The organism is Leifsonia sp. NPDC058230 (genome assembly GCF_042882245.1).
In the GTDB taxonomy this organism is placed as follows: domain Bacteria; phylum Actinomycetota; class Actinomycetes; order Actinomycetales; family Microbacteriaceae; genus Leifsonia.
In genome coordinates, this window is the sequence record NZ_JBHVWM010000004.1 from 354,930 (window position 1) to 379,892 (window position 24,963).

29 protein-coding genes, 2 tRNA genes and 1 riboswitch are annotated in these 24,963 nt (G+C 67.0%); of the genes, 15 read left to right on the forward strand and 16 right to left on the reverse strand.

Going from position 1 to position 24,963, the window contains the following annotated elements:
* Position 1 precedes the first annotated feature (1 nt).
* From ettA to msrA, 4 genes are all read right to left on the reverse strand, one after another.
* Positions 2 to 1,684, reverse strand: coding sequence for an energy-dependent translational throttle protein EttA (ettA, locus tag ACFVV0_RS14750; RefSeq protein WP_387064498.1), 1,683 nt, complete (start codon positions 1,682 to 1,684; stop codon positions 2 to 4).
* Positions 1,685 to 1,774: 90 nt separating this feature from the next.
* A complete protein-coding gene (locus ACFVV0_RS14755) occupies positions 1,775 to 2,239 on the reverse strand; it encodes a DUF6993 domain-containing protein (protein WP_387064501.1) in 465 nt (154 codons plus the stop codon).
* A gap of 137 nt (positions 2,240 to 2,376) precedes the next feature.
* Positions 2,377 to 2,820 (reverse strand): single-stranded DNA-binding protein, encoded by a 444-nt coding sequence (locus tag ACFVV0_RS14760; protein ID WP_387064504.1) that lies wholly within the window; start codon positions 2,818 to 2,820, stop codon positions 2,377 to 2,379.
* Positions 2,821 to 2,951: 131 nt separating this feature from the next.
* On the reverse strand, positions 2,952 to 3,479 hold the full coding sequence (gene msrA / locus ACFVV0_RS14765; protein WP_387064507.1) for a peptide-methionine (S)-S-oxide reductase MsrA: 528 nt from the start codon (positions 3,477 to 3,479) through the stop codon (positions 2,952 to 2,954).
* Positions 3,480 to 3,527: 48 nt separating this feature from the next.
* On the opposite strand from msrA, the gene ACFVV0_RS14770 reads away from it, so the two are divergent.
* Complete coding sequence (locus ACFVV0_RS14770) at positions 3,528 to 4,541, forward strand: aldo/keto reductase (RefSeq protein ID WP_387064509.1); 1,014 nt, start codon at positions 3,528 to 3,530, stop codon at positions 4,539 to 4,541.
* 134 nt (positions 4,542 to 4,675) lie between these two features.
* The gene (locus ACFVV0_RS14775; RefSeq protein ID WP_387064512.1) at positions 4,676 to 5,359 is read left to right on the forward strand and encodes a hypothetical protein; all 684 of its coding nucleotides are present in this window, start codon (positions 4,676 to 4,678) and stop codon (positions 5,357 to 5,359) included.
* A 77-nt stretch (positions 5,360 to 5,436) separates the two neighbouring features.
* Here ACFVV0_RS14775 and nadE read toward each other — a convergent pair whose 3' ends face one another.
* Positions 5,437 to 6,288 carry an ammonia-dependent NAD(+) synthetase gene (gene nadE, locus ACFVV0_RS14780; protein WP_387064515.1) on the reverse strand — a complete coding sequence of 284 codons (852 nt, stop codon included), beginning with the start codon at positions 6,286 to 6,288 and terminating at the stop codon, positions 5,437 to 5,439.
* 73 nt (positions 6,289 to 6,361) lie between these two features.
* On the opposite strand from nadE, the gene ACFVV0_RS14785 reads away from it, so the two are divergent.
* Positions 6,362 to 7,579 carry a cation:proton antiporter gene (locus ACFVV0_RS14785; RefSeq protein ID WP_387064518.1) on the forward strand — a complete coding sequence of 406 codons (1,218 nt, stop codon included), beginning with the start codon at positions 6,362 to 6,364 and terminating at the stop codon, positions 7,577 to 7,579.
* Here the strand turns inward: ACFVV0_RS14785 and ACFVV0_RS14790 are convergent.
* The gene (locus ACFVV0_RS14790) at positions 7,576 to 8,430 is read right to left on the reverse strand and encodes a LysR substrate-binding domain-containing protein (protein WP_387064521.1); all 855 of its coding nucleotides are present in this window, start codon (positions 8,428 to 8,430) and stop codon (positions 7,576 to 7,578) included. The genes ACFVV0_RS14785 and ACFVV0_RS14790 overlap by 4 nt on opposite strands.
* Before the next feature lie 156 nt (positions 8,431 to 8,586).
* On the opposite strand from ACFVV0_RS14790, the gene ACFVV0_RS14795 reads away from it, so the two are divergent.
* From ACFVV0_RS14795 to ACFVV0_RS14805, 3 genes are all read left to right on the forward strand, one after another.
* Complete coding sequence (locus tag ACFVV0_RS14795) at positions 8,587 to 9,891, forward strand: MFS transporter (protein ID WP_387065194.1); 1,305 nt, start codon at positions 8,587 to 8,589, stop codon at positions 9,889 to 9,891.
* 33 nt (positions 9,892 to 9,924) lie between these two features.
* A complete protein-coding gene (locus tag ACFVV0_RS14800; RefSeq protein ID WP_387064524.1) occupies positions 9,925 to 10,410 on the forward strand; it encodes a YdeI/OmpD-associated family protein in 486 nt (161 codons plus the stop codon).
* 45 nt (positions 10,411 to 10,455) lie between these two features.
* Positions 10,456 to 10,528 (forward strand) — tRNA-Arg (locus ACFVV0_RS14805).
* A gap of 58 nt (positions 10,529 to 10,586) precedes the next feature.
* On the opposite strand, the gene ACFVV0_RS14810 is transcribed toward ACFVV0_RS14805, so the two are convergent.
* Entirely contained in the window at positions 10,587 to 10,850 is a 264-nt protein-coding gene (locus tag ACFVV0_RS14810) for a LapA family protein (protein ID WP_387064527.1), read from the reverse strand.
* 106 nt (positions 10,851 to 10,956) lie between these two features.
* Positions 10,957 to 11,217: a thioredoxin gene (locus tag ACFVV0_RS14815; protein ID WP_387064529.1), complete on the reverse strand. Its 261-nt coding sequence runs from the start codon at positions 11,215 to 11,217 to the stop codon at positions 10,957 to 10,959.
* 154 nt (positions 11,218 to 11,371) lie between these two features.
* Between ACFVV0_RS14815 and ACFVV0_RS14820 the strand changes: the two genes are divergently transcribed.
* The 3 genes from ACFVV0_RS14820 (at position 11,372) to ACFVV0_RS14830 (ending at position 12,918) form a co-directional block, all read left to right on the forward strand.
* Entirely contained in the window at positions 11,372 to 12,160 is a 789-nt protein-coding gene (locus ACFVV0_RS14820; protein WP_387064531.1) for an SGNH/GDSL hydrolase family protein, read from the forward strand.
* A 9-nt stretch (positions 12,161 to 12,169) separates the two neighbouring features.
* Positions 12,170 to 12,790, forward strand: coding sequence for an oligoribonuclease (gene orn / locus ACFVV0_RS14825; protein ID WP_387064533.1), 621 nt, complete (start codon positions 12,170 to 12,172; stop codon positions 12,788 to 12,790).
* A 52-nt stretch (positions 12,791 to 12,842) separates the two neighbouring features.
* A tRNA-His gene (locus tag ACFVV0_RS14830) sits at positions 12,843 to 12,918 on the forward strand.
* Between the two features lie 33 nt (positions 12,919 to 12,951).
* Here ACFVV0_RS14830 and ACFVV0_RS14835 read toward each other — a convergent pair.
* On the reverse strand, positions 12,952 to 13,419 hold the full coding sequence (locus ACFVV0_RS14835; RefSeq protein WP_387064535.1) for a DUF6790 family protein: 468 nt from the start codon (positions 13,417 to 13,419) through the stop codon (positions 12,952 to 12,954).
* 49 nt (positions 13,420 to 13,468) lie between these two features.
* Here ACFVV0_RS14835 and ACFVV0_RS14840 point away from each other — a divergent pair, with 49 nt between their 5' ends.
* Both ACFVV0_RS14840 and ACFVV0_RS14845 read left to right on the forward strand, forming a co-directional pair.
* The gene (locus ACFVV0_RS14840; protein WP_387064538.1) at positions 13,469 to 13,885 is read left to right on the forward strand and encodes a hypothetical protein; all 417 of its coding nucleotides are present in this window, start codon (positions 13,469 to 13,471) and stop codon (positions 13,883 to 13,885) included.
* 198 nt (positions 13,886 to 14,083) lie between these two features.
* The gene (locus tag ACFVV0_RS14845) at positions 14,084 to 16,105 is read left to right on the forward strand and encodes a glycosyl hydrolase family 28-related protein (protein WP_387064540.1); all 2,022 of its coding nucleotides are present in this window, start codon (positions 14,084 to 14,086) and stop codon (positions 16,103 to 16,105) included.
* Between the two features lie 59 nt (positions 16,106 to 16,164).
* On the opposite strand, the gene ACFVV0_RS14850 is transcribed toward ACFVV0_RS14845, so the two are convergent.
* Positions 16,165 to 16,704 carry an ArsR/SmtB family transcription factor gene (locus tag ACFVV0_RS14850; protein ID WP_387064543.1) on the reverse strand — a complete coding sequence of 180 codons (540 nt, stop codon included), beginning with the start codon at positions 16,702 to 16,704 and terminating at the stop codon, positions 16,165 to 16,167.
* A 75-nt stretch (positions 16,705 to 16,779) separates the two neighbouring features.
* Here ACFVV0_RS14850 and ACFVV0_RS14855 point away from each other — a divergent pair, with 75 nt between their 5' ends.
* From ACFVV0_RS14855 to ACFVV0_RS14865, 3 genes are all read left to right on the forward strand, one after another.
* Complete coding sequence (locus ACFVV0_RS14855; RefSeq protein ID WP_387064545.1) at positions 16,780 to 18,021, forward strand: MFS transporter; 1,242 nt, start codon at positions 16,780 to 16,782, stop codon at positions 18,019 to 18,021.
* A gap of 336 nt (positions 18,022 to 18,357) precedes the next feature.
* A complete protein-coding gene (locus ACFVV0_RS14860) occupies positions 18,358 to 19,113 on the forward strand; it encodes a hypothetical protein (protein WP_387064548.1) in 756 nt (251 codons plus the stop codon).
* 93 nt (positions 19,114 to 19,206) lie between these two features.
* Positions 19,207 to 19,554, forward strand: coding sequence for a metallopeptidase family protein (locus ACFVV0_RS14865; protein WP_387064551.1), 348 nt, complete (start codon positions 19,207 to 19,209; stop codon positions 19,552 to 19,554).
* On the opposite strand, the gene ACFVV0_RS14870 is transcribed toward ACFVV0_RS14865, so the two are convergent.
* The 6 genes from ACFVV0_RS14870 to ACFVV0_RS14895 form a co-directional block, all read right to left on the reverse strand.
* Positions 19,551 to 19,817, reverse strand: a complete 267-nt coding sequence (locus tag ACFVV0_RS14870) for a hypothetical protein (RefSeq protein WP_387064554.1) — start codon at positions 19,815 to 19,817, stop codon at positions 19,551 to 19,553. The two genes, ACFVV0_RS14865 and ACFVV0_RS14870, sit on opposite strands and share 4 nt — an antisense overlap.
* A gap of 9 nt (positions 19,818 to 19,826) precedes the next feature.
* Positions 19,827 to 20,462 (reverse strand): ATP-binding protein, encoded by a 636-nt coding sequence (locus ACFVV0_RS14875; protein WP_387064557.1) that lies wholly within the window; start codon positions 20,460 to 20,462, stop codon positions 19,827 to 19,829.
* On the reverse strand, positions 20,446 to 21,225 hold the full coding sequence (locus ACFVV0_RS14880) for an energy-coupling factor transporter transmembrane component T family protein (protein ID WP_387064559.1): 780 nt from the start codon (positions 21,223 to 21,225) through the stop codon (positions 20,446 to 20,448). Before ACFVV0_RS14880 ends, ACFVV0_RS14875 begins: the two co-directional genes overlap by 17 nt.
* Complete coding sequence (locus ACFVV0_RS14885; protein WP_387064562.1) at positions 21,222 to 22,856, reverse strand: ABC transporter ATP-binding protein; 1,635 nt, start codon at positions 22,854 to 22,856, stop codon at positions 21,222 to 21,224. The genes ACFVV0_RS14880 and ACFVV0_RS14885 overlap by 4 nt, the downstream gene beginning before the upstream one ends.
* Complete coding sequence (locus tag ACFVV0_RS14890; protein ID WP_387064565.1) at positions 22,775 to 23,395, reverse strand: ECF transporter S component; 621 nt, start codon at positions 23,393 to 23,395, stop codon at positions 22,775 to 22,777. Before ACFVV0_RS14890 ends, ACFVV0_RS14885 begins: the two co-directional genes overlap by 82 nt.
* A 34-nt stretch (positions 23,396 to 23,429) precedes the next feature.
* A riboswitch (TPP riboswitch) is annotated at positions 23,430 to 23,530 on the reverse strand.
* Positions 23,531 to 23,591: 61 nt separating this feature from the next.
* Entirely contained in the window at positions 23,592 to 23,936 is a 345-nt protein-coding gene (locus ACFVV0_RS14895; protein WP_387064568.1) for a spore germination protein GerW family protein, read from the reverse strand.
* Between the two features lie 104 nt (positions 23,937 to 24,040).
* On the opposite strand from ACFVV0_RS14895, the gene ACFVV0_RS14900 reads away from it, so the two are divergent.
* Positions 24,041 to 24,955 carry an endonuclease/exonuclease/phosphatase family protein gene (locus tag ACFVV0_RS14900; protein WP_387064571.1) on the forward strand — a complete coding sequence of 305 codons (915 nt, stop codon included), beginning with the start codon at positions 24,041 to 24,043 and terminating at the stop codon, positions 24,953 to 24,955.
* Positions 24,956 to 24,963: the final 8 nt, after the last annotated feature.

A 24,963-nucleotide genomic window follows, 5' to 3' on the forward strand; every position in this document is an offset into this window, starting at 1 on the left:
GTCAGTCGCGCGTCAGCTTGCGGTAGGCCGAGCGGTGCGGCTTGGCCGCGTCGGGGCCGAGGCGCTGGACCTTGTTCTCCTCGTACGCTTCGAAGTTGCCCTCGAACCAGTACCAGTTGGCCGGATCTTCCTCAGTGCCCTCGTAGGCCAGGATGTGCGTGGCGATCCGGTCGAGGAACCACCGGTCGTGGGTGATGACCACCGCGCACCCCGGGAACTCGAGGAGCGCGTTCTCCAGGCTGGAGAGCGTCTCGACGTCGAGGTCGTTGGTCGGCTCGTCGAGGAGCAGCAGGTTTCCGCCCTGCTTGAGCGTCAACGCCAGGTTGAGACGGTTGCGCTCGCCACCGGAGAGTACGCCGGCCTTCTTCTGCTGGTCGGGCCCCTTGAATCCGAACGTCGACACGTAGGCCCGGCTCGGAACCTCCATCTTGCCGACCTGGATGTAGTCGAGTCCGTCGGAGACGACCTCCCACAGCGTCTTGTTCGGGTCGATGCCGCCTCGCGACTGGTCGACATAGGAGATCTCGACCGTCTCGCCGATCTTCAGGTCGCCGCCGTCGAGGGGCTCCATGCCGACGATCGTCTTGAAGAGCGTGGTCTTGCCCACACCGTTCGGGCCGATGACGCCGACGATGCCGTTGCGCGGCAGCGTGAAGGTCAGTTCTTCGATCAGCTTGCGGTCTCCGAAGCCCTTCTCCAGATTCTTGGCGTCGATCACGATCTGGCCGAGCCGCGGTCCCGGCGGAATCTGGATCTCTTCGAAGTCGAGCTTTCTGGTGCGCTCCGCCTCGGTGGCCATCTCCTCGTAGCGGGCCAGGCGCGCCTTCGACTTGGCCTGACGGCCTTTCGCGTTGCTGCGCACCCAGTCGAGTTCCTCTGACAAACGCTTCGACAGCTTCGCGTCCTTCTTACCCTGCACCTCGAGACGAGCCTGCTTCTTCTCCAGATACGTGGAGTAGTTGCCCTCGTACGGGTAGAGGTGACCGCGGTCGACTTCGGCGATCCACTCGGCGACATGGTCGAGGAAGTACCGGTCGTGGGTCACCGCGAGCACCGCACCGTGGTACTTGGCCAGATGCTGCTCCAGCCACAACACGCTCTCGGCGTCCAGGTGGTTGGTCGGCTCGTCGAGCAGCAGGAGGTCGGGCTTCTGCAGGAGCAGCTTGCAGAGGGCCACGCGTCGCTTCTCACCGCCGGAGAGGCTCGTGACGGGCCAGTCCCCCGGTGGGCAGCGCAGCGCATCCATCGCCTGCTCGAGCTGCGAATCGAGATCCCACGCGTCGGCAGCGTCGATCTGCTCCTGGAGGGTGCCCATCTCGCCGAGGAGCGTGTCGAAATCGGCATCGGGGTCGGCGAGCTCCGCCGAGATCTCGTTGAACCGGTCGACCTTCGCCTTGATCTCGCCGACGCCCTCCTGCACGTTCTCGAGCACCGTCTTGGTCTCGTCGAGAACGGGCTCCTGCATCAGGATGCCGACGGTGTACCCGGGCGACAGCTTCGCTTCGCCGTTGCTCGGAGTGTCGAGCCCGGCCATGATCTTGAGGATGGTCGACTTACCCGCACCGTTCGGTCCGACCACGCCGATCTTCGCTCCCGGGAGGAACGACATGGTCACGTCGTCGAGGATCAGCTTGTCGCCCACCGCTTTGCGGGCGCGCACCATCGAGTAAATGTATTCGGCCATGGGATCAATCCTAGGGTGAGTGCGTGGGAAGAAGGCGTGTGAGCGCTCGGTCGAACTCCGCGACGGAGCGCCGCGAGCTCAGCCGCTCGGCTACCAGTCGATCGGGCGGGTCTCCCCGATGAGGCAGGCACCAGTGGCGAGCACGGCGGTCACCTGGCTGTTGTAGCCGCCGGCATCGGCTCCGTTCTGGCCGATCAGGCAGGTGTCACCCATGCGCACGGAGAACTGGATCGAATTGGCCTTGAGCCCGATCGTCGTGGTGTCGACGGTGAGCTGCATGCTCGACTTGTCGAATCCGGCGGCCACCAGCGCGTCGATGAAGTCGCGTCCGACCGCGTTCGGATGCGCGGCGAGCGTCGCCCGGTTGACCTGGTCGAAGAACGGCAGGTTGTCTTGCGCCGAGCCTTGCGGGTGCAGCTCGACGACGGCCGGAGCGGAGCTCGTGGCGCTCGGTGCGGGCGCGGCGGATGCGCTGTGCGAGCTCGTGCCGCCCGTCGTGCCTCCCACGCAGCCGCTGAGTGCGAGACCCACTGCAAGGGAGATGCCGACAGCCACTCCGACGGCCGACCGACGGCTCCGGGAATCCGCAACGGTCGACGAATTCGGAAGGTGCGGCATCTGGTCTCCGTGGATCTTGGTGCAGAGTGGATCTGGGGCAGGGTGGATCTGGGGCAGGCTGAACACCTTACATACTACGCGGCGACACCTGGTGAACCGTTCGCGTCATCAGCATCCGCTCCGCCCGTTCCTCCCTGCTCATCGCCCTCGCCGGCAGACCGTTTGATCGTGCGGCTGAACGCCGACGACCCCCACGACAGGTCATGCCCGATCGCATCGGCATCGATCTCGACGACGATTCCCGATCGTTCACCGGTCTCCCACTCCCGCACGCTCAGGCGCCCGGTCACCAGGACGGGATCGCCCTTCGCAACGCAGCCGGCCACGTTCGACGCAAGCTGGCGATAGGTCGAGACCGTGAACCAACTGGTCGGACCGTTCTCCCAGGACTTCGTCTCCCGGTTGAATCTGCGGCGCGTGCTCGCCAGCCGGAACGTCGTGATCGGGAGGCCTTCGTCGGTGGTCAGGTGGTTCGGAACCGTCGCGACGAAACCTCGGATGGACAGGGAATCGGTCATAGTGCTCTCCTCGTGCTCAGCCGCCCGACGCGGGCGATGAGACGAGTCTCGACCGCATCCGGAGCCGCCGGCGCGAAAGGACTGGATCTGGGGAGAGCGACCCGATTCCTCGCGCTGTGGAGAAGCGTGACCTACGCAGCGATGACGTAGTCGGCGTACGACGCGCGGATCTTGTTCACCTTCGGCTGTGCCACGGCCAGGCAATAGCCCTGCCCGGGGTTCTTGGCGAAGAAGTCCTGGTGATACTCCTCAGCCCGGTAGAACGTGCCGAGGGGCTCGAGAGTGGTGACGATCTCGCCGTCCCAATACGTGCGCGCTCGGGCGAGCGCATCCTCGAAGAGCGCCCTCTGCTCGTCGCCGTCGTAGAACATCGCCGACCGGTACTGGGTGCCGATGTCGGCGCCCTGCCGATTCAGCTGGGTCGGGTCGTGCAGGGTGAAGAAGACATCGAGGATGACGCCGGCCGGGATGACCTCGGGGTCGAACGTGACCGCGACCGCTTCGGCGTGCCCGGTCGAACCGGTGCACACCTCCTCGTAGGTCGGGTCGACCGCTGTGCCGCCGGTGTAGCCCGACACCACATCCTGAACACCGCGCAGCACGCGGTAGACCGCATCCAGGCACCAGAAACACCCTCCGGCCACCACGAACGTCTGCATAGGAACACCTCTCGCTTCGGGTCGAGAACATTCTCCTACGATGAGAGCATGACTTTTGCTGCCGCAGGCGACCGCTACGAGACGATGACCTACAACCGCACCGGCCGAAGCGGCCTCAAGCTCCCTGCACTCTCCCTCGGCCTGTGGCACAACTTCGGCGACGAGCGCCCGATCGAGACACAGCGCGCGATCGTGCGGCGCGCGTTCGACCTCGGCGTCACGCACTTCGACCTCGCCAACAACTACGGACCGCCCGCGGGCAGCGCGGAGACGAACTTCGGGCGCATCCTGCGCGAAGACCTCACTCCGTACCGCGACGAGATCATCGTCTCGAGCAAGGCGGGCTACGGGATGTGGGACGGCCCGTACGGCGAGTGGGGGTCCCGCAAGACGATGCTCTCCTCCCTCGACCAGAGCCTCGAACGCCTCGGTCTCGACTACGTGGACATCTTCTACTCGCACCGTCCCGACCCGGAGACCCCGATCGAGGAGACGATGGGCGCTCTGGCGACCGCCGTGCAGCAGGGAAAGGCTCTCTACGTCGGCGTCTCCAACTACGACCCGGCGCAGACCCGAGCCGCCGCGGCCGCCCTCGCCGAACACAAGGTGCCCCTGCTCATCCACCAGCCGCGCTACTCCATGTTCGACCGGCACATCGAGAACGGTCTGTTCCCCGTGCTCGACGAGCTGGGTGTCGGCAGTATCGTCTTCTCCCCGCTCGCTCAGGGGCTGCTCACCGACCGCTACCTCGACGGCTCGGTCCCGGCCGGGTCGCGCGTCGCCACCAGCCGCTTCCTCTCGGAGCAGCAGCTCAGCCCGATCTATCTCGAGCGCGCCCGGGCACTCAACGACATCGCTGCCGGGCGCGGCCAGACGCTCGCGCAGCTCGCACTGACCTGGGTGCTGCGGCAGCCTGCCGTCACGAGCGCCCTGATCGGCGCGTCGAGCGTCGCCCAGCTCGAGCAGAATGTGGCGGCGCTGGAGGCTCCCCCGCTCACCACCGCTGAGGTCGCCGCGATCGACCCGTACGCCGTTCACGGCACCGAGCACACGGAGGCGTGACCGTCCGGCAGCGACGGTGACGGCCGCGCCGACGGACCGCCGGAAAACGACCCGGTCCAACGTCGCGGTCACGACTCCACGACACTGCGGCCAGGCTCCCGGGATGCGCGCCCGACCGGGATTACCATCGCCGCATGCAGTGGTGGAATGAATTCGTTGATTGGCTCACATCGTCGGCAGCACGACCGATGATCCTGAACGCGGTGGTGCTCGCGGTTGCCGTGATCTTCGCCGGGTTGCTCGCAGCTCTGATCGCCCGTGGCGCGATCAAGGGTCTGCTCTCCCGCACCGATCGTCAGCAGAAGGCGTCGGCCATCGCGGCCCTCGTGGATGCGGCGACCGAGGCATCCGTCTGGAACTCACTGACCCCCGGCGAGCAGGTTCTCTCCGATCGCGCCGTCGGGCAGGCCGACATCATGGTGCGGCTCCTCCCGATCAAGGGAGCCGGCATCGCCGCCAACTGGGCGGGTCACCAGCTCGCCGAGATGAAGCGCGCGTCGGCGACGTTCGGCTACCAGCTCGACCCGGCCATCGCCGAGTTCCGCGACCGGCTGATCGAGTGGCAGAACAAGCCGCATCGGGCTCGCCGGATCTTCCAGGGCGACCTGGAGCGCTGGCGGTTCGAGAACACCGATACCGACCGAGTGCTGCTCGAGCGACAGGATGCGTGGGTCGCCCAGCAGCACCACGAGCAGTTCACCCCCGTCCCCGCGGCGGTGGACGACTCGACGAGCCCGCAGACGTTCACCCGGGAGCCCGGCACCGCGGCGGTCGGCACCGACACCGCTCCGACCACCCGGCTCTCGCAGCCGGTCTGACCCGGTAGGACACTCCACCCGAAAGAGAGGGCCGGCGGATCATCCGCCGGCCCTCTCTCTGTCTGCGTGTGCGTGAGCTACCGAGCGACCTCGGTGTACCCGCCGCGTCCGTGCCACCAGTCGTCGAACATGCTCACCGGAACCTGCCGTTTGTGCTCGGTGGCCAGGAAGCGCGCCTCGAGCGCTGTCGCGACCTCCTCCGGGACCTCCTTGCCCTCGAGGAAGTCGTCGATGTCGTTGTATGTGTGCCCGAGGTTGTCCTCGTCGGTCTGGCCGGGGTTGAGATCGAGGAGGTCGGCGGTGGGGGCCTTCGTGTAGAGGCGCTCGGGCGCATCCAGGTGCTCCAGGATCGCTCGGCCCTGTCGCTTCGTGAGACCGGTCAAGGGCAGGATGTCGGTGCCGCCGTCGCCGTACTTCGTGAAGAATCCGGTGACCGCCTCTGCCGCGTGGTCCGTTCCCACGACGAGCAGGCGCCGCTGTCCCGCGATGGCGTACTGCGCGACCATCCGAGCGCGGGCTTTCACGTTGCCCTTGGTGAAGTCGGTCATGTCGTCGCCGAGCGCGTCCTTGTACTCGTCCTCGAATCCGTCGACCGCGCGCTTGATGTTGAACGTCACGGTGCGCTTCGGCTTGATAAACGAAAGAGCGAGCTGGGCATCGTCCTCGTCCTGCTGCACCGAGTACGGCAAGCGCACGGCGAAGAACTCGGCATCGACCCCGTCATCGGCGAGACGCTCGACCGCCAACTGGGTGAGCCGGCCGGCGAGTGACGAATCCTGTCCGCCGCTGATGCCGAGCACATACCCGGCAGCCCCTGTGGCTTTCAGGTACTGCACGAGGAAGTCGACCCTCTTCTCGACCTCCGTCGCGGGGTCGATCGTGGGGCTGACGTTGAGTTCTTCGATGATTCTGGCCTGAAGGTCACGCATGGAGCCACACTATCCCTGGCGCGTTTCGGCCGTGTGAACGCCTCCCGAGCGCGCCGCGAGTACGATCTGGCGCATGGACCCCGCCGTCGGCACCATTGTCCTCATCCCGCTCATCGCGGTCGCGGCCTCGCTGCTCGCCACCCTGGTCGGGCGGGTCGCGAAGATCCCGCTCGTCGTCTTCGAGATCGTGCTCGGCCTCCTGGTCGGCCCCAGCGTTCTGGGCTGGATCCCGAAGACCGACGCCCTCGACTTCCTGGCGAACTTCGGGCTCGCCTTCCTGTTCTTCATGGCGGGCAACGAAATCGACTTCGCTGCGATCAAGGGCAGGCCGTTGCGCCGGGCTTCGCTCGGCTGGGTCGTCTCGCTCGTCGTCGGGGTGGGACTGGGCATCCTGCTCGCGCCCGATGTCATCGCGGGCGTCTACGTGGGCATCGCACTCACTTCGACGGCACTCGGCACGCTCATGCCCGTGCTTCGGGATGCGGGCGAGCTGCACACGACGTTCGGCCGGGCCGTGACCGCGGTCGGCGCTGTCGGCGAGTTCGGACCCCTGCTGGCGATCTCACTCTTCCTCAGCGGACGCCGTCCGCTCGCAGCCGCCCTGGTGCTGATCGGGTTCGCCGTGATCGCCGGCGTCGCCGTCTGGCTGGCCTCACGGGGCGCGCACGAACGCTTCCACGGGCTGGTGCGCGCGACACTTCACACCAGCGGTCAGTTCGCGGTGCGCTTCGTCGTGCTCGTGATCGCCGCCCTCGTCGGCCTCAGCCTCGCTCTCAGCCTGGACATGCTGCTCGGAGCATTCGCCGCCGGTGTGATCTGCCGGGTGCTGCTGTCCGGCGCCAAGAAGCCGGACGCCGAATTGGTCGAGGGCAAGCTCGAAGCCGTGGCGTTCGGGGTTCTGGTGCCGATCTTCTTCATCAACACCGGCATCGGATTCGACCTGAAAGCGCTCATCTCCGATCCGCGGGCGCTCCTCCTCCTGCCGATCTTCCTGCTGCTCCTCATCGTGATACGCGGCATCCCCGGATCATTCGCCGCTCCGCCCGGCTCCACGTTCCGGGACCGCACCGCACTCACCCTGCTCAGCGCAACCGGCCTGCCGATCATCGTCGCCGTGACGAACATCGGTCTCGAATCCGGCGACCTGCAGAAGGGCACGGCGACGGCTCTCGTCGGTGCTGGGATGCTCAGCGTGCTGCTCTTCCCGATCATCGCGCTGTCGCTGCGCAAGCGGGCATCCGATGGCGGTCTGCGCTCCCCCGACTCCGACCGGGTGCCGCTCGAGGGCTAGGGGATGCGCGTGACCGCGCGCGCGAGGATGGCCGCCGTGAGCGCATCCACCGGCTCGCGCGCCGCCGAGGGGTTGGACAGCAGTGTGAAATCCACTCCGCCGAGCTCGGGCAGCGAGAACCGGTTGCTGACCTTGACCAGGTCGGAGGGGATCAGCGACTTCGGGAACACGGCGACCCCGATACCGGCGCGCACGGCGGCGAGCACCCCGTTCACCTCCCGCGTGTTGCAGGTGATGCGCCAGGTGCGTCCCGCCTCCTCCAGCGCGTCGATCGTGATCTGCCGGCTCAGGCTCGGCCCCTGGTACGCGATGAGCGGGATGGGCTCGGCCGGGTCGACGACGGTCTTCTCCTGCCCGACCCAGACCAGCTCATCCGTCGCCACGACGGTGCCCTCGGTGGTTCCCGGATTCTGTTTGATGAAGATCAGGTCGAGCTGCCCCGCTTTGAGCTTGCGATAGAGCGGACCCGACTGGTCGACCGTGAGCTCCAGGTTGATCTGCGGGTGCTGCTGCCGGAAGTGCCTGAGGATGCGCGGCAGCGTCGTGATCGCCAGATCGTCCGCGGCGCCGAACCTCAGCCGTCCTCGCATCGCGGAGCCGCTGAAATAGCTCTCGGCCTCCGCGTGCGCCGCGAGGATCGATCGCGCGAACCCCGCCATCGCGTCACCGTTGTCGGTGAGCCGCACCTCGCGGGTGTCCCTGGCCACCAGCTGCCGTTTCGCCGACTGTTCGAGACGCCGCACGTGCTGGCTCACGGTCGGCTGGCTGATTCCGAGTCGCGCTCCGGCCTTCGTGAAGCTTCGCGTGTCGGCGACGGCGAGGAACGTGCGGAGGAGGACCGGGTCGAACATCGAGCATCCATTCACAAAGTCAATAGGAGTTATAGCTTCAATTCGCTGCAAGAATACCGCAGGTTGCGTAACGTCAAGAGGACAGACCTCTATACGGAACCAGACTCGCAGGAACAGAACGTGGCAAACTCCACCGCAGCACCGCCCACCGGACCGATGCCGGTCCTCAGCACCCGCCCACCGTGGCGCGAGACCTTCATCTCCCTCCGAGTGCCCAACTACCGCAGGTTCGCGGCGTCCAACCTCGTCGCCAACACGGCCGTATGGATGCAGCGGATCGCTATGGACTGGCTGGTGCTCCAGCTCTCCGGCAGCGTTGCGGCCGTCGGTGTGACCGTGTTCATGCAGTTCACGCCGATGCTGGTCTTCGGCCTCTACGGCGGCGTGATCGCCGATCGGTACTCGAAGCAGAAACTGCTCATCATCACCCAGTCGACGGCCGCGCTGCTCGCCGCCGTGCTCGCGGTGCTGACCCTCACCGGACTGACCGAGGTCTGGCACGTCTACGTGATCTCCTTCGCCCTCGGGCTGGTCACGGTCGTCGACAACCCGGCCCGCCAGGTATTCGTGAACGAGCTCGTCGGCCCCCACTACCTGCGCAACGCGATCAGCCTCAACTCGTCGATCTTCCAGCTCGGCGGCCTCATCGGACCGGCCGTCGGCGGCATCCTCATCACCGCGGTCGGTGGCGGGTGGTCGTTCGCGATCAATGCGGTCGCCTGCCTCGCCGTGGTCGGTGCAGTCGCCTCACTGCGCCGCTCCGAGCTGCACTCCTCCCCCGCCGCTCCCCGCGGAAAGGGACAGCTCGCAGAGGGGATGCGGTACGTGCGCCGCAAGCCCGTCATCTTCTGGACCGTCGTGATGGTCGCCGTGCTCGCGGTCTTCGCGTTCAACATGCCGGTGCTCCTCGCCGCGTACGCGAACAACGTCTTCGACGTGGGCGCCCAGGGATACGGGCTGTTCAACGCGCTCGTGGCGGGCGGGGCGCTGGTCGGCGCACTCGCCTCGACGCGCCGCACGAGCATCCGGTTGAGCATGGTCGTCGGCACGGCCGCCGCGCTGGGCATCGTGCAGGCGCTCGCCGCATTCGCACCGGACGAGTTCGTCTTCGCCATCCTCCTCGTCGGAATCGGTGTCGCCAACCTGCTCTTCATCACCGGCGCGAACTCGCTCGTGCAGATGTCGTCGAACGTGCAGATCCGCGGGCGGGTGATCTCGCTCTACATCCTGGTGCTCCTCGGCGGTCAGGCTCTCGGCGGCCCGCTGATGGGCTGGATCGTCGAATCGTTCGGGCCGCACACCGCCATCATGATCTCGGGTCTGGTCCCCGCCGCGGCCGCCATCGTGATCGCTATTCTGATCGCCCGCAGCGCGAGCCTCCGCCTGCGCGTCAACCTCCGCGGACGCCGCCCGAGCATCACCATCGTCAACCGTGCGGGCAAGACGGGCGCTCGCCTGTGAGCGCGCCGAAGTACCTGAGCTAAACTCGGCACTGTGCCAAGCTACAGAGATCCAGGTCCGCTCGAGTTCGACGCAGTACTCCAGCGGGGCGAGGCCGAGAACTCCCAGACGTTCGTCGACTTCCCGTTCGACGTGCTCGAGACATTCGGAAGCGCCGGACGCATCCCCGTCGTCGCGAGCTTCGACAGCGAGGAGTACCGCGGTTCACTGGTGACCTACGGCGGCGGCTCGCACCTCATCCTCGTGCTCAAGAGCATCCGTGAGCGGCTCGGCAAACTCGAAGGCGACACCGTGCACGTCACGATCGCACTCGACACGTCCGAGCGCATCGTCGAACTCGCCCAGGATGCGAGCGAGGCCCTCAAGGTCAGCGGTGCCCTCGACGCCTTCCGCGCGATGAGCTACAGCCACCAGCGCGAATACGAACGCTGGATCGAGCAGGCGACCCGTCCGGAGACCCGTTCACGCCGCATCGCCAGAACAGCGGAACGCGTCAAAGCCGGCGAGCGCCTCCGCTGAGCCCGGCGGGCACGAACCGCACGCTGCGGTATCGTGGAACAGCCCGCCCTCGTAGCTCAGCGGATAGAGCAGGAGCCTTCTAATCTCTTGGTCGCAGGTTCGATTCCTGCCGAGGGCACCGGAGCGCCCACTCGCCGCAACCTTCTCATCGAGGCACCGGAGCGCCCGCTCGCTGGTCAGCGCCGGGCGCGGCGGGCGGCGCGGTTGCGGGCGAAGATCCAGCCGACGATACCGCCGATGACGAACACGATCAGCACGAGCAGCCAGGTCGGCATGGTCACCTGCGTCCAGAGCAGGAAGATGGTCGCCTTGTCGTCGCCGACGCCGTTCTGAATCGCCACGACGATCAGCAGCACGACGAGGACGATCGCCAGCCACTTGCGCTTCAGGTACCGGACGACAGCGTTGTCCGAACTGCTTTTCTTGGTGTCAGTGCTCATCGGTGGACCCTCTCACTCGTGCGCACGTCGGCGCCGATGATCACATCATGGCGGGAAACCGCGCACGCAGCGACCAACCACGGAACCGAGTGGCGTTTCGTGACCCTCAGACCGCCTTCGCCGCCGCCACGAGCACCTGCTGCAGCGTCGGGACACCTTCTGCGCGGAACACTTCCCGACCGTCTGCGGTGCTCACGATCACGGTCGGAGTGATCCGGATGCGGTCGGACTCCGCTCGTTCGGTCTCCCGGGCCACATCGAACTCGGTCACGGTCGCCGACGGCACCAGCCTCGACGCCTCGGCGAGCACCGCTCTGGTCTGCATGCACGGTTCGCAGAATGCGGAGGTGTACAACGTGAGTTTCATGTCCGCGGACCTCCTGCGCACGGTGACGGGTGGGCTAACCGCCGATGACGAATGCTCCCCCGTCAGTGTACGTCGGGCGAACATCCGTCGACCATCGGGCGTCAGGGGCGCGGGCTTCACCCGGTGTTCGCGAGAGGTCGGCAGAATCACACCTGTGAGCCGAGCCGCCTTCACCAGGTACGTCGCCCTCGGAGATTCGATCACCGAAGGGCTCTGCGATGCTGCCCCCGGGCATCCGGCGGGATGGCTCGGCTGGGCCGACAGGCTGGCCGCGATCCTGGACGGGGACGCGCGGCTTGCCGGGCACCCGTTCGAATTCGCCAACCTGGCCGTTCGGGGCCGCCGGATCGGAGATGTGGTCTCCGATCAGATCCCGCGAGCCCTGACACTCCGTCCCGACCTCGTCTCGGTGATGGTCGGCGGCAACGACCTGATGAGCCCGGCCGCAGATCCGGATGCGCTGGCAGAGCGGCTCGACACGGGCATCCGGTCGCTGCGCGCAGCGGGAGCGACCGTGCTGCTCGCGAATCTGTTCGACCCCCAGTTCGCGTTCTTCCTCAAGCCGTTCCGTGGGCGCGCCGCCGTCTTCAACGCCAATGTCTGGAGCATCGCGCGGGAGACCGAGTCGATCGTGCTCGACGTCTGGGGCGTGCGCGAGTTCCAGGACGGCGCCATGTGGGCGTCGGACCGGGTGCACCTCAGCGCGGGTGGGCACCGGCTGCTCGCGGCGAAGGCGGCGCACACTCTCGGCGTCCCGTATGCCGAGATCGCCTCCAGGAGCACTCCGGAGACGCCGACGCCGCCACCGGAGCCCCTCCCACTGCGAACCTGGCTGCGGGTGTACGCGATTCCGTGGGTCGGGCGCCGCCTGCGCCACATCTCCGCGGGCGACGGGATCGACGCCAAACAGCCCGTGCCGTGCCCCGTCGGAGCCCAGCACTAGACTTTTCTCATGGCTAACTCCTCGGATCGACTGGTCTGGATCGACTGCGAAATGACCGGGCTCGACCTCGAGGTCGACGAACTCGTCGAGATCGCGGTGGTGATCACCGACTTCGAACTGAACGTTCTCGACCCTGGACTCAGCATCGTGATCAAGCCCGACGAGTCCGCCCTCGAGAACATGGGCGATTTCGTGCGCGACATGCACACCACCTCCGGTCTCATCGAAGAGATCCCGAACGGGAAGAGCCTCGGCGAGGCCGAGTACGAGGTGCTCGAGTACGTGCTGAAGTTCGCGCCGACGGCACGCAGCGCGCCCCTCGCGGGCAACACGATCGGCACCGACCGGATGTTCATCGCCAAGTTCATGCCGCGGCTCGACAACCATCTCCACTACCGCAGCGTCGACGTCTCCTCGATCAAAGAACTCTCCCGCCGCTGGTTCCCCCGCGTGTACTTCAACGCCCCAGAGAAGCACGGCGGACACCGGGCCCTCGCCGACATTCTCGAGTCGATCCGAGAGCTCGAGTACTACCGTCGGGCGGCGTTCGTGGCCGAGCCGGGACCGGCCACGGAGGACGTCCAGACGATCTCTCAGGACGTGGTGGAAAAATGGGCGTCGCAGATGTAATAGAATCGTCGAGTTGCTTTGAGCGAGACGCAGAGAATCGCTCGAAGACATGGTGGGTATAGCTCAGTTGGTAGAGCGCCTGGTTGTGGTCCAGGAGGTCGCGGGTTCAAGCCCCGTTACTCACCCCAAGTATTACCGAGCGTGGCTTTACCGAGCCGGAGTCAGCCGCGCACCAGCGTGGCGATCGCGACGAACACGGCGATGACTCCAACGAGCAGATCGCTGACCGTCGCGAACCACTCCTTGATGTTCTTGTTCCGCTTGGGGAGATGGCGGATGCCCGCGATCAGGAGGTAGAGTCCGCCCGCAAGCGCGGCGGGCGCCAGCCACGACGGGAACGGCAGCGACAGGATGGCGACCACGCCGAACGACAGGTTCGCGAAACCGAGCTCCTGCACGATCTGATCCGCGTCCGCATCCTTCTTTCCGAGGATGTTCTCAGCCGTGAAGCCGGGACGCACCGTCTGGCTGATGCCCGCGACGAATAAGCGCACGCCGATCCCCCAGAACACGAACCACGTGCCGACGAGCGTCAGCGCGTCGACACTCCAGCCCGTGGCGACGCCCTCGATCACGATCGAGACGAGCGGAAGGACGAGCATGAGTCCGGCGATCATCGCGAAGTACATGCGCATACCCTAGTGGCGCTCGGCCGCCAGGGGCGTACTGTGCTCTGGCATGGACACAACCACACTCATCATCGTGATCATCATCGTGGTCGTGGTGATCGCCGTCATCATCGCCGTCACGGTCATGACCGGCCGGCGCCGCAAGCAGGAAGCCGATCGCAACCGGGCCGCAGAGTTGCGGCAGTCAGCGGCCGACGACGGTCTGGCTGCACGGGAGCGCGAGGCCAAGGCCGCCCGAGCGGAGGCCGACGCCCAGCAGGCCGAGGTCGACGCCGAGCGGCTCCGGCAGGAAGCGGCAGCCCGTCAGGACGATGCCGCAGACGCCCGCTCCCAGTCCGACGAGAAGCTGCGCAAGGCCGACGACATCGATCCGGATGCCCGGCCCGCTCAGACGGACCAAACCGCTGCCGACGTCCCCGATGCTGCCGGTCGACACACCGCGCCGCCGGAGAATCGCGCTCCCTGAGCGCCGGCACCGTAATCCGGCGGCAGAATTTGCGGACTCTTGCGTAGCATCCTGCAATAACTCGACAATTCGTCGACATTTCCTCTCAGACTCTTGTGGAGCGGTTCCCGTGGGCCGTATCGTCTGGGCAACTCTCCGGGCGGTCGCCGCCCCGAGCGTGTCCGATGACGTGCACATTCCGAGAGGATCCAGTCGACGATGACCAGAAACGTGTTCCGCCCCGTCGCGATCGCAGCCGCCCTGGCCGCCGCGGTCTCCATGGTGGGCTTCGCCGCGCCCGCCGCAGCCGCTCCGGCTGCGGCGAGCCCCGTCACCCGCGCCGCGCTCGACCCGGCTTTGGTCGCCGGCCGCGGTGCCGCTGTCGATTTCGCCGAACAGGAAGCCGAGAAGGCCGCGACCACCGGCACGATCATCGGACCCGACCGCGCCGCTTACACTCTCCCCGCTGAAGCCTCCGGTCGTAGCGCCGTCTCCCTCACCGCCGGCCAATACGTCGAGTTCATCCTCCCGGGCGCGACCAACGCGATCACCGTTCGCTACAGCATCCCCGATTCCCCGAACGGTGGCGGAATCACGGCACCGCTCGCTGTGACGGTGAACGGCGGAGCGAAGAAGACGATGACGCTCACGTCGCAGTACTCCTGGCTGTACAACCAGTACCAGTTCACGAACGACCCGAACGCCGACCTGCTGCATCCGGACTGGTGGATCACCGAGTGCGGATGCGTGCCGAACGCCACGACGCCCTCCCCGGTCATCTCGAAACCGTTCCGCCCCATGCACTTCTACGACGAGCAGCGGCTGCTCCTCGGGCGCACGTACAAGGCGGGCGACAAGATCCGCCTGACCGTGCCCGCGGGCTCGCCTGCCGCCACCACCACCACCATCGACTTGCTCGACTCGCAGCTCGTCGGGGCTCCGCACGTGCGGGTTCTCGCGGCGAACGTCCTCGCCTTCGGCGCCGACCCGTTCGGAAAGCGCGACTCGGCGAACGCCTTCGACAAAGCCATCGCCTTCGCCAAGAAGACCCACCTCAAGGTCTACGTTCCGCCGGGCGTCTACCAGGTCAACCGCCACATCATCGTCGACAACGTGACGATCGAAGGCGCGGGCAGCTGGTACACGATCATCAAGGGCAAGGAGGTCGCGCTGGCGACACCCGCTCCCGACGGGTCCGTTCACACCGGCGTCGGCTTCTACGGCAAGGATGCGTCGGCGGGGGGCAGCAAGAACGTGCACCTCTCGGGGTTCACCATCGAGGGCGACGTGCGGGAACGCATCGACACGGACCAGGTCAACGGGATCGGCGGGGCGCTCAGCGACTCGACCATCGATGGGCTCTACATCCACCACACCAAGGTTGCGATCTGGCTCGACGGGCCGATGAACAACGTGCGGATCACCGGCAATCAGATCGCCGACCAGATCGCCGACGGACTCAACTTCCACACCGGCGTGACGAATTCGATCGCGTCGAACAACTTCGTGCGCAACACCGGTGACGACGGGCTGGCGATGTGGTCGGAGGAGACCGCGAATGCGAAGAACACGTTCGACCACAACACCGTGCAGACGCCGACGCTCGCGAACGGCATCGCGATCTACGGCGGCACTGACATCACCGTCTCGAGCAATCTGGTCGCCGACCCGTTGCGCGAAGGCAGCGCCATCCAGGTGGGCGCTCGCTTCGGTGCCCAGCCGTTCGCCGGCCACCTGTGGATCACCGACAACACCACGGTGCGTGCAGGAACCTACGAGCTCAACTGGAACATCGGGCTCGGTGCGATCTGGTTCTACGCGCTGGAGCGCAACATCGACGCGGACGTCCAGGTCGTCGGCGACCACTTCCTCGACAGCACGTACAACGCCATCATGCTGGTCACGGACTTCCCGGTGAAGGATCTCTACACGATCACCAACGTCCACTTCCGGGACATCCGGGTCGACGGAACAGGCACCTCGGTCGTCAGCGCGCGATCCGCGGGGTCCGCGTCCTTCCAGAATGTGGATGCGCGCAATGTCGGCGCGGTCGGCGTCAACAACTGCGGGTCGTTCAACTTCCCGCCGACGGGCTCCGAGTTCTCCCTCACCGACCTCGGCGGCAACGACGGAGGCGGCGTGACGGGGCCCTGGCTCGCACCCTGGGAGCTCCCCAACACCATCACCTGCGATGACCGTCCGGCGGTGAATCCGCCGCCGGCGCCTTCGCCGTGGAATTAGCCGGGCACTGATCGGGCTCTGCTTGGAACGGCTGGCCGGGTGCCACGAACGGCGCCCGGCTAGTCGGCTGAGCGGTGCAGCAGGAAGAGTCCCCCGTGCACCGGCAGTTCCGTGCGCTGCTCATCCGTCTCGACGTACTCGTCGAGCACGGCGACGATGCGGCGGTCCAGCTCCACGACGTCTTCCGGAGAGAGGTGGAGGGAGAACCGCGCATACGTGGCGATCGACGACGGACCCGCCTCGGCGAGCTCCTGCTGAAAAGCCTCGACCGGGCCGAACGGGGCGTCCATGTCGGAGACGTCGAGGGCATCCGAGAGCCACCAGCTGCGACCGGTGGAACGGTACGGCTTCTCCAGCGCACCGCTCTCCCCCGTGCGGACGGGGGCCGGCTCGAGGAACCCCGCGTCGACGAGCTGCTTCACGTGATAGTGCGCGGTGCCGGGGTCGATGCCGAGGCGATCGGCGAGCTGCTTGTTGGTCAGCTCGTACTGCCCGCACAGACGCACCATCCTCACGCGCAGCGGATTCGCCAGCGCCTTAGCCTCTTTGACCGTGGCGGGCCGGCGCTTCGCGTCGACCGGGTTCTGGTTCGCATCCATGAGCCCAGGATAGCGTTGAATTGAGATAATCAAGATCGATTTGAATTTTCTCAATCGATGTGAGATTCTTCACTTATGAATGCTTCGCTCGGCGCCGCTTTCTGGAAGCTGTGGACCTCGTCCGCGCTCTCCAACCTCGCCGACGGCGTGATGAAGGTCGCCCTTCCGCTGGTCGCGATTCGCTTCACGGACTCCCCCGCGCTCATCGCGGGACTGGCCTTCGCGTTCACGCTCCCCTGGCTTCTCTTCGCTCTCACAGCAGGCGCACTCGCCGACCGATTCGACCGGCGCCGGCTCATGCTGATCGCGAACGCCGCGCGGGCGGCGTTCCTCGCGATCCTCACACTCACGACCGTCTTCGGCGCCGGATCGATCTGGGCCCTCTATGTCGCAGCCGTCTGCATCGGCGTGGCCGAGACGATCTACGACACATCGTCCCAGTCGATCCTCCCCCAGCTCGTGGGACGGTCCGCACTGTCGCGCGCCAACGGACGCCTCTATGCCGCTGAGCTCACCACCAACCAGTTCATCGGCCCCCCGCTCGGCGGCATTCTGGTCGCCGCGGGGGCTTCCGTCGCATTCGGCGTGCCCGTGATCCTGTGGGTGGTCGCCATCGGCATCCTGTTGCTGCTTCGAGGCAACTTCTCGACCGACCACCCGGGCACCACGACCATACGAGCCGACATCGCCGAGGGCTTGCGCTTCCTCTGGCACAACACGCTGCTGCGCGTGCTCGCGATCATGGTCGGCATCTTCAATTTCGCCGGAAACGCGGTCTTCACCGTACTCGTGCTCTACGCCGTCGGGCCGGACTCGGCCATGAAGCTCACCGACCCGGGATACGGATTGCTGCTCACCGCCTCCGCCGCGGGCAGCGTGGCAGGTTCGCTCATCGCCGAGCGGATCGAGCACTGGCTCGGCCGTGCCCGCGCGTTGACCCTCACCATTCTCGGAAGCCTGCTCTCGCTGGCCACGCCGGCATTCACCTCCGATCCGTGGGTGATCGGCGCGGCCTTCCTGGTCGGAGGTGTGACGATCTCGGTCTGGAACGTGATCACGGTCTCGCTGCGTCAGCGCATCACCCCTCCCCGTCTTCTCGGACGCCTGAACAGTGCGTATCGCCTCGTGGCCTGGGGAACGATGCCACTGGGAGCAGCCGCCGGTGGCATCCTCGCCGAGTTCCTCGGTCTGCAGCCCGTGTTCGCGATCATGGGCGGGCTGACCCTCACACTGCTGATCGGGATGTACTGGGTCACCGACAAGCGCATGGCCGACGCCGAGCGTCATGTCGACGTCGAGGTCGACGCCCCGCGCTGACCGCCGCACACACGTCCTTCCCAGGGAATCCGCCTGATCTGCCCAGAATGGGCCTCTAGTGTTGTTCGGTCGACGGCACTGTATGCCGTCGTGTCGCGCATTGCCCGCATCCTCCCCCCTGAACCCCGGATGCGCCGCTCCGTTCGCGCGTCACACCCGCGTCGCGTGAAGCGCGCCCTCTGACCACCACTGGTCGCCGGTCGCCTTCGCGCATCCTGGCGCGGTTTCAGCCCGTCTGATCGCCCCTTCCCCCACCAGTGAAGGGCCGAGCTGCGCCGAACCCGGTCACGAACCGTGCCCGGCCGCCGACGGGGAAGCGAAGAACTCTGGAAGAGAATGCTCAGAACCGCCCTCAAGAACAACCTCCCCCTCAGCCGCCTGGTCAAAGGCGTCGCAGCCACCCTCATGACCGCATCCCTGATCGCGCCGGCTCTCGCCCAGCAGCAGTCCGAGAAGGACACCCGGACCCTGTCCGAAGCGACCGGAATGCACCACGAACAGCTCTCCATCTACGCGACGATCGTTCGCGAGCGACTCGAGTCCGAAGCGAAGACGACCATGGCCGGTGCCACCGCCACCGTCGCCGCCAATGAAACGAAGACCGACACGTCGGCCGCGAAGACAGCCATCGCCGGCCTCGGCGATATCACCAAGCTCGATGACTCGACCCTGCGCAAGAACATCGACGCCACCCAGGCCGCATCGGATGCGCTCGCCGCTGCCGGCGCCGAAGCCGATCGCGTCGCCGCCGCGGCAGCCGCACAGGCGCTGGCCAATGCGAACACCCCCGAAGGGGCCAAGGCCACCGCGCGCGAGCTGGCGTCCACTCTGCACGGGTGGGGACCGGGCGAGTTCCAGTGCCTGACCAACCTGTGGCAGAAGGAATCGAGCTGGAACTACAAGGCCTCGAACGGAGGCAGCGGCGCCACCGGCATCCCGCAGGCTCTGCCCGGCAGCAAGATGGCGACCGCCGGCGCCGACTGGGCGACGAATGCGGCGACGCAGATCAAGTGGGGACTCGACTACATCGCCCGCGGCTACGGCTCCCCCTGTGGCGCCTGGGCGCACTCGCAGTCGTCCAACTGGTACTGATCCCCGGACGGTATCGAGGAATCGCGGGGGTGGTCACCGGTAAACTCACCGGGTGACCACCCCCGCGAACCTCTCCGCTCAGGCGGCCTGCTGATGGAGCTCGACGCCGAGGCCTTCGAATTCCTGGTCACGGACGAGCTCGACGCCCTGCCCGACGAGATGGTCGACGGGCTCGACAACGTCGTCTTCGTCGTCGAGGACCGTCCCGAGGACGGCTCGCTCGACCTCCTCGGGCTCTACGACGGTGTCGCTCTCACGGAGCGGGACACCTACGGATTCGGCGAAATGCCCGACCGCATCATCCTCTATCGTGAGCCGCTGCTGGATATCAGCGACGATGAAGAGCAGCTCCGTGACGAGGTCCACGTGACCCTCGTGCACGAGATCGCGCACTACTACGGCATCGACGACGAACGACTGCACGAACTCGGCTGGGCCTAGAGCGACTCCTGCTCCTCGTCCGACTCGACCGGGTCGCTGTCCGGGGAGTCGAAGTGGTACGACACGTACTTCTCGCCACCCAGCTCCCGCACCTCGCCCGCGACGTACCAGAACAGGGACTCGAGGCCGTCGATCGCAGCCACAGCGCCGATGCGCTCGTCCACCTCGCCGTCGATCAGCAGGCGTCGCTCGCTCGTGCCGGTCAGGGGGCCGTCGACGTACTCGACGATGTATTCGGTATCGGTGTGTTCTGCATCGCTCATGGCACAACGTTAGCGCCCCGCGAGCCTCGTCGACCCCGTTTCGATCGAGCAGGCCGTCACGTCCAGAATCAGATCCGCGTTGCGACGGGGATGCTCACGGTCGACGTACCGTTCGAAGTCGCTCTGCCACTGGTCCCAGTGGCCCTCGAACGCGAGGCCGTCGCGTGCGAGCGCGCGTTCCTTCCGCAGCACATCGTCGGCATCGAGCCAGATGCACAGGTCGGCCTGCGGCGCGTTCGCGCGGGCGAGGGTGCCGCATCCCTCGACGACGACGGGGCGCGCCGGATCGACTGCGTGCCATTCGGCGGGCGCATCGTCGGCCCAGTTCCAGCGCCGCCATCCAGCGGGCAGTCCGGCCAGCAACGGAGTGAGCAGGTCGCGCCCGATGGAGACGCTCGCGACATCCAGACCCGACCAGCCCGGATAGAGATCGTCCATCCGGACCAGTTGCGGTGCCGCGGTCGTCGGCCACTCCGCGACGAGCAGATCGGCGAGCGTGCTCTTGCCGGCCCCGCTCGGGCCGTCGATGAGCACCACTACGGCGCGACCCGCGGACCCGGTCGCCGCGTTCGCTGCGTCCGTCGCTTCCGTCGCTTCCCTCACAGCGGCACGAAGGAGCTCCGCGACCTCAGGCAGTGACGACATTCCAGCTCCCCACCGCGATCGCGACGCCTGCAGCCAGGAGCGCCACCGCGAGTGCGACGGCGATCGCCGCCCAATCGCGGCCGCGGAAGACCGACGGACGCGCCCACGTCCGCTCCACGAGCGACCCGAATCCGCGTGCCTCCATCGCCGTGGCGAGTTTGGTGCCGCGGCGGATCGACAGGACGAACAGCGCGAAAGACTGGCCGAGCATCCGGCGCACCACTCCGGTCTCGGCCACCCCGCGTGCGCGGCGAGCCAGCGTGAGCGCACGCCAGTCGTCGACGAACAGGCCGACCAGGCGAAGGCCCGCCAGGCCACCGAGAACGAACCGTGCGGGCAGCTTGAGCACCTGCGCGAGACCGTCGGCGAGGTCGGTCGGATCGATCGTCACGAAGAGCAGCACCGCCGGAAGACCGATCGCGAGGATGCGCAGCGCCGTCGCGATCGCGAGCTCGATCGAGCCGTCACTGATCTCCACCAGCAGCCACTGCACGTAGACCGTGCCGCCGGTGCGTCCGTAGAGCAGAGTCGTGAGCCCGGCGAGCGGCGCAGCTATCCAGATCGGTGCCGTGCGAACGAGCACGATCCGCCACGGGATGCGCGCGAAAGCCAGCAGCACGAGTTCGGCGGTCAAGGCAACAGCGGCCGAGACCCAGTCGATCGAGATCAGCAGTACGGCACTGATCAGAAGTGCTGCGGCGAGCTTGGAGACCGGATTCAGCTTCGCGAGCGGGCCGTGCTGCACGGGAGCGAGGATGCTCATGCCGCACCCCCGCCCAGGCTCAACGCGGTCTCGTCAGCTGACGCGTCGAGGTGGAGCACCTCCGCGCCGATCGCCGCGACGAACTCCGCGTCGTGCGTCGAGGCGACGATCGCGTGACCCTCAGCTCGCAGCTCTCCGATCATCTCAACCAGGCCCGCCCAGGTGAGCGCGTCCTGTCCGAACGTCGGCTCGTCGAGCACGAGCATCCGGGGCCGGGTCGCGAGAGTGGTCGCAACGGACAGCCGTCGCTTCTGGCCGCCCGACAGAGTGAACGGATTCGCGTCGGCGAGAGACGCGAGGTCGAGCCTCTCGAGAAGCTCCCCCACCCGTCGGTCGACCTCCGCCTGTCCTGCGTGCAGCGCACGCGGACCGACCTCCAGCTCAGCACGCACCGTGGATGCGACGAACTGGTGCTCCGGATTCTGGAACACGCTGCCGATGCGGGTCAGGAGCTCCCGGGAACGCCACGACGACGGGTCATCAGGCGCGTCACCGGCAAGGGCCGGCTCAGCGCGGAGCAACCCTCCCAAGGGTGGGAGCAGACCACCGAGGGTGAGCGCCAAGGTGGACTTGCCGACGCCGTTCGGCCCCGTCAGGGCCACAGCCGAGCCCTCAGAGACTCCGAGATCGATCCGATGCGGCAGCGGTGTTCCGGTCATCCCGCCTCGACGCCGTGAGCGTCGCCCGCGCGCCGCCCGACCACGACCGATCACGAGCTCGTGCGCCGTCACAAGGTCGGCGCCGAGCGTCACGCGGGGCGGTACCGGGACGACCTCATCGGGAAGCCAGACACCCGCGCGTCGCAACGCGTTCGAGGTGTCGGCGAGCACCGCATCCGGTGGCCCGTCGGCGAGCACACCGCCGTCGGCGCCGAGCACGATCACTCGGTCGACGAGGTCTCGCCACACGCTCACCCGGTGCTCCACCACCACGAGGGTCGCCCCCGTGCGCTCCAGCGTCTCGGCGACGGCCCGCCGCACGTCGATGACGCCCTCGGGGTCGAGGTTGGCCGTCGGCTCATCCAGCAGGAGCAGACCGGGCCGCATCGCGAGCAGGCCCGCGAGCGCCAGCCGTTGCTTCTGCCCGCCGGACAGGGCGGCCGTCGGATGCTCGAGCGGCACACGCAGTCGAACCGCGTCGAGCGCCTCCCGCACCCGGGGCCAGATCTCTGCGCGCGGCACCCCGAGGTTCTCGCAGGCGAACGCCACATCGTCACCGACGCGGGCGAGGATCACCTGCGAGTCCGGATCCTGCAACAGCAGGCCGCTCGTTCCGCGGGCTTTTCGGGGGTCGAGACCGCTGACTTCCAGCGTGCCGGACCTCTCGCCGTCGTCGTCGCCGCCCAGCACGCCTGCGAGCGCTGCGAGCAATGAGCTCTTCCCCGCCCCGGATGCCCCGAGCAGTAGGACGCGTTCACCCGGCTCGATGCGCAGCGTGAGATCGCGGACCGCCCAGTTGCGCCGTCCGGAGTAACGCCAGCCCCAGTCACCGACCCGAACGGCGGCTGGGACCGACGAGTTCTGCGGCGGCGCGGCCTGAGTACGGATGGTCACACCCGTCCTGTCACCTCGCGGCCGGCCGCGAACCGGCTCAGCGCCCCCGTGCGGGCCAGCGCCCGGACGAGCAGCCATGACCCCAGTCCAGCGACCACGATGCCCGAGATGGTCGTCGTGACGGTGTAAATCACCACGAACTCGATCTTCGAACCCGGGTACCAGACCGTCAGGTCGAGGATCGACTCGGCGATTCCTGCGCCGGCTCCCGCGAGCAGCGCCACCCCCAGTCTCCAGTTCGCGTAGAGGAACAGCGCGAACACGATCTCCACGCCGAGTCCCTGAACCAGGCCCGAAAGCAGCGTCAGTGCGCCCCACTGCGTGCCGATCAAGGCGGAGACGCAGGCCGCGACGAGTTCGGTGAAGATGGCCGCACCGGGTTTGCGGATCACCAACGCTCCGAGAACGCCGGCGAACAGCCAGAACCCGTTGAGGATGCCCTGGAAGCCGGGCAGAACAGCCGAGGCGGGCGCTGAGAGGGGGTTGGCGGCCTGGCCCCAGGCCCAGAAGACGACGCCCGACGCGACGGCGATGACACTGGCGACGACGATATCGACGACGCGCCAGCGGAGAACCCGTGTCGGACGTGTCGTGGAATCTGCAATGGTTGCGTGCACTGTACGTGCCCTTTCACTCGAGGAAAAGAGGGCACGGGAATTGAGAATGTCTCCCTGCGCTGGCATGATCCAGATCAGGTTCAACGGTCGAAACTTGAGAAGTTTCCTCTCAGCCCGGCTCACCGGACTCCCGTGTTCGCGTTCAGTCTAGTGGGTCGGCGCTCGTCGGTCGACGCCGGTTCTCCGACCTACTTTGCTACTTCTTGAGCGCACGGATGACGCGGGACCACGCGTGGCCCGCCACCCAGACGAACGGGATGCCCACGGCCAACAATGTGATGATGTTCGGGCGGAAGTGCGTGCCGCGCTCATCGCTCACGTACGCGCCGAACGGGATGCTCACCCCGCCGCCACCGCCGCCACCGGGAGACTCCTCGTCTCCACCGACCGAGCCGGCGCCGACCGAGCCGGCGCCGAAGCCGTACTGCACCGCCGCGACCGGCACGATCGTCGTTCCGTCGATCTTGACCGGCTCGCCGTACACCGACTTGATGCCGCTCGAACTGATCGTTTCCGCGAGTTTCAGCGAGATGTTGGTCATACAGCAACCGTACCCTTCCCTTCACAGGGTCACCAGGGCATCCCTCAGGCTGTGCACAGCGTTTGCGGCGGGTTCTCAGCAGGTCGCCCGGAATAATCGTGCGAGTGTCGATCCTCAGCTCCAGCCGCCCGCGCGGCATCCTGATCGGCATTCTTGCGCTCGGAGTCGGCGCCCTCCTCCTGTGGCACGGTTTCCTTCCGAACGTCGCCGGTTCTGCCTCCCTGCTCGAGACGTTTCTGCCCTGGCTGGGTGTCGTGATCCTGCTGCTCGGTCTCGTTGCGATCGTGCGCTTCTCGTTTTTCGGCGGCCTGTGCGTCGCCGCCGCCGCCACCATCTGGGCGCTCGCTTTCATGCCGACTCTGCTGCCCGGGATGCGCCTGGGGACGTCCAGCCTCACCATCGCCAGCGAGAACATCCACGCCGACAACGCTGCCGCGGCCAACATCGCGCGCGACCTGGCCGCTCGCGATCCCGATGTGATCGCTTTGCAAGAACTCGACGCCACCTCGCGCGAAGCCGTCTCCGGCGCACTCGCGGCGACCTACCCATACAGCGAAGTCGTCGGCACGGTCGGCGTGTGGAGCAAGGTGGCCATCACGAACCAGAAGCGCCTCGATCTGGGCCTCGGCTGGGATCGGGCGCTGTCGGTCGATCTGGACACCCCGGGTGCGACCACTCGGCTCTACGCCGTGCACCTGGCCTCCGTGAGGCCGGGACAGTATGCGCAGCGCGACACCATGCTGAGTCAGCTCACGGACACCCTCCGGTCGGACGGTTCGTCGCGCATTCTGGTCGTCGGCGACTTCAACACCGCCACGACCGACCGCAAGTTCACTCCCCTACTGTCGACAATGACCGAGGCCGCTGACGACGAGCTCGGACTCGGATTCACCTGGCCGGCCGAATTCCCGGTGGCCCGGCTCGACCACGCACTGGTGCGAGGACTGACGACCGTATCGAGCGAGGTCCTCCCCGATAACGGCAGCGATCACCGGGGCATCCTCGTCGGCGTGCGATAGCGCGGCGA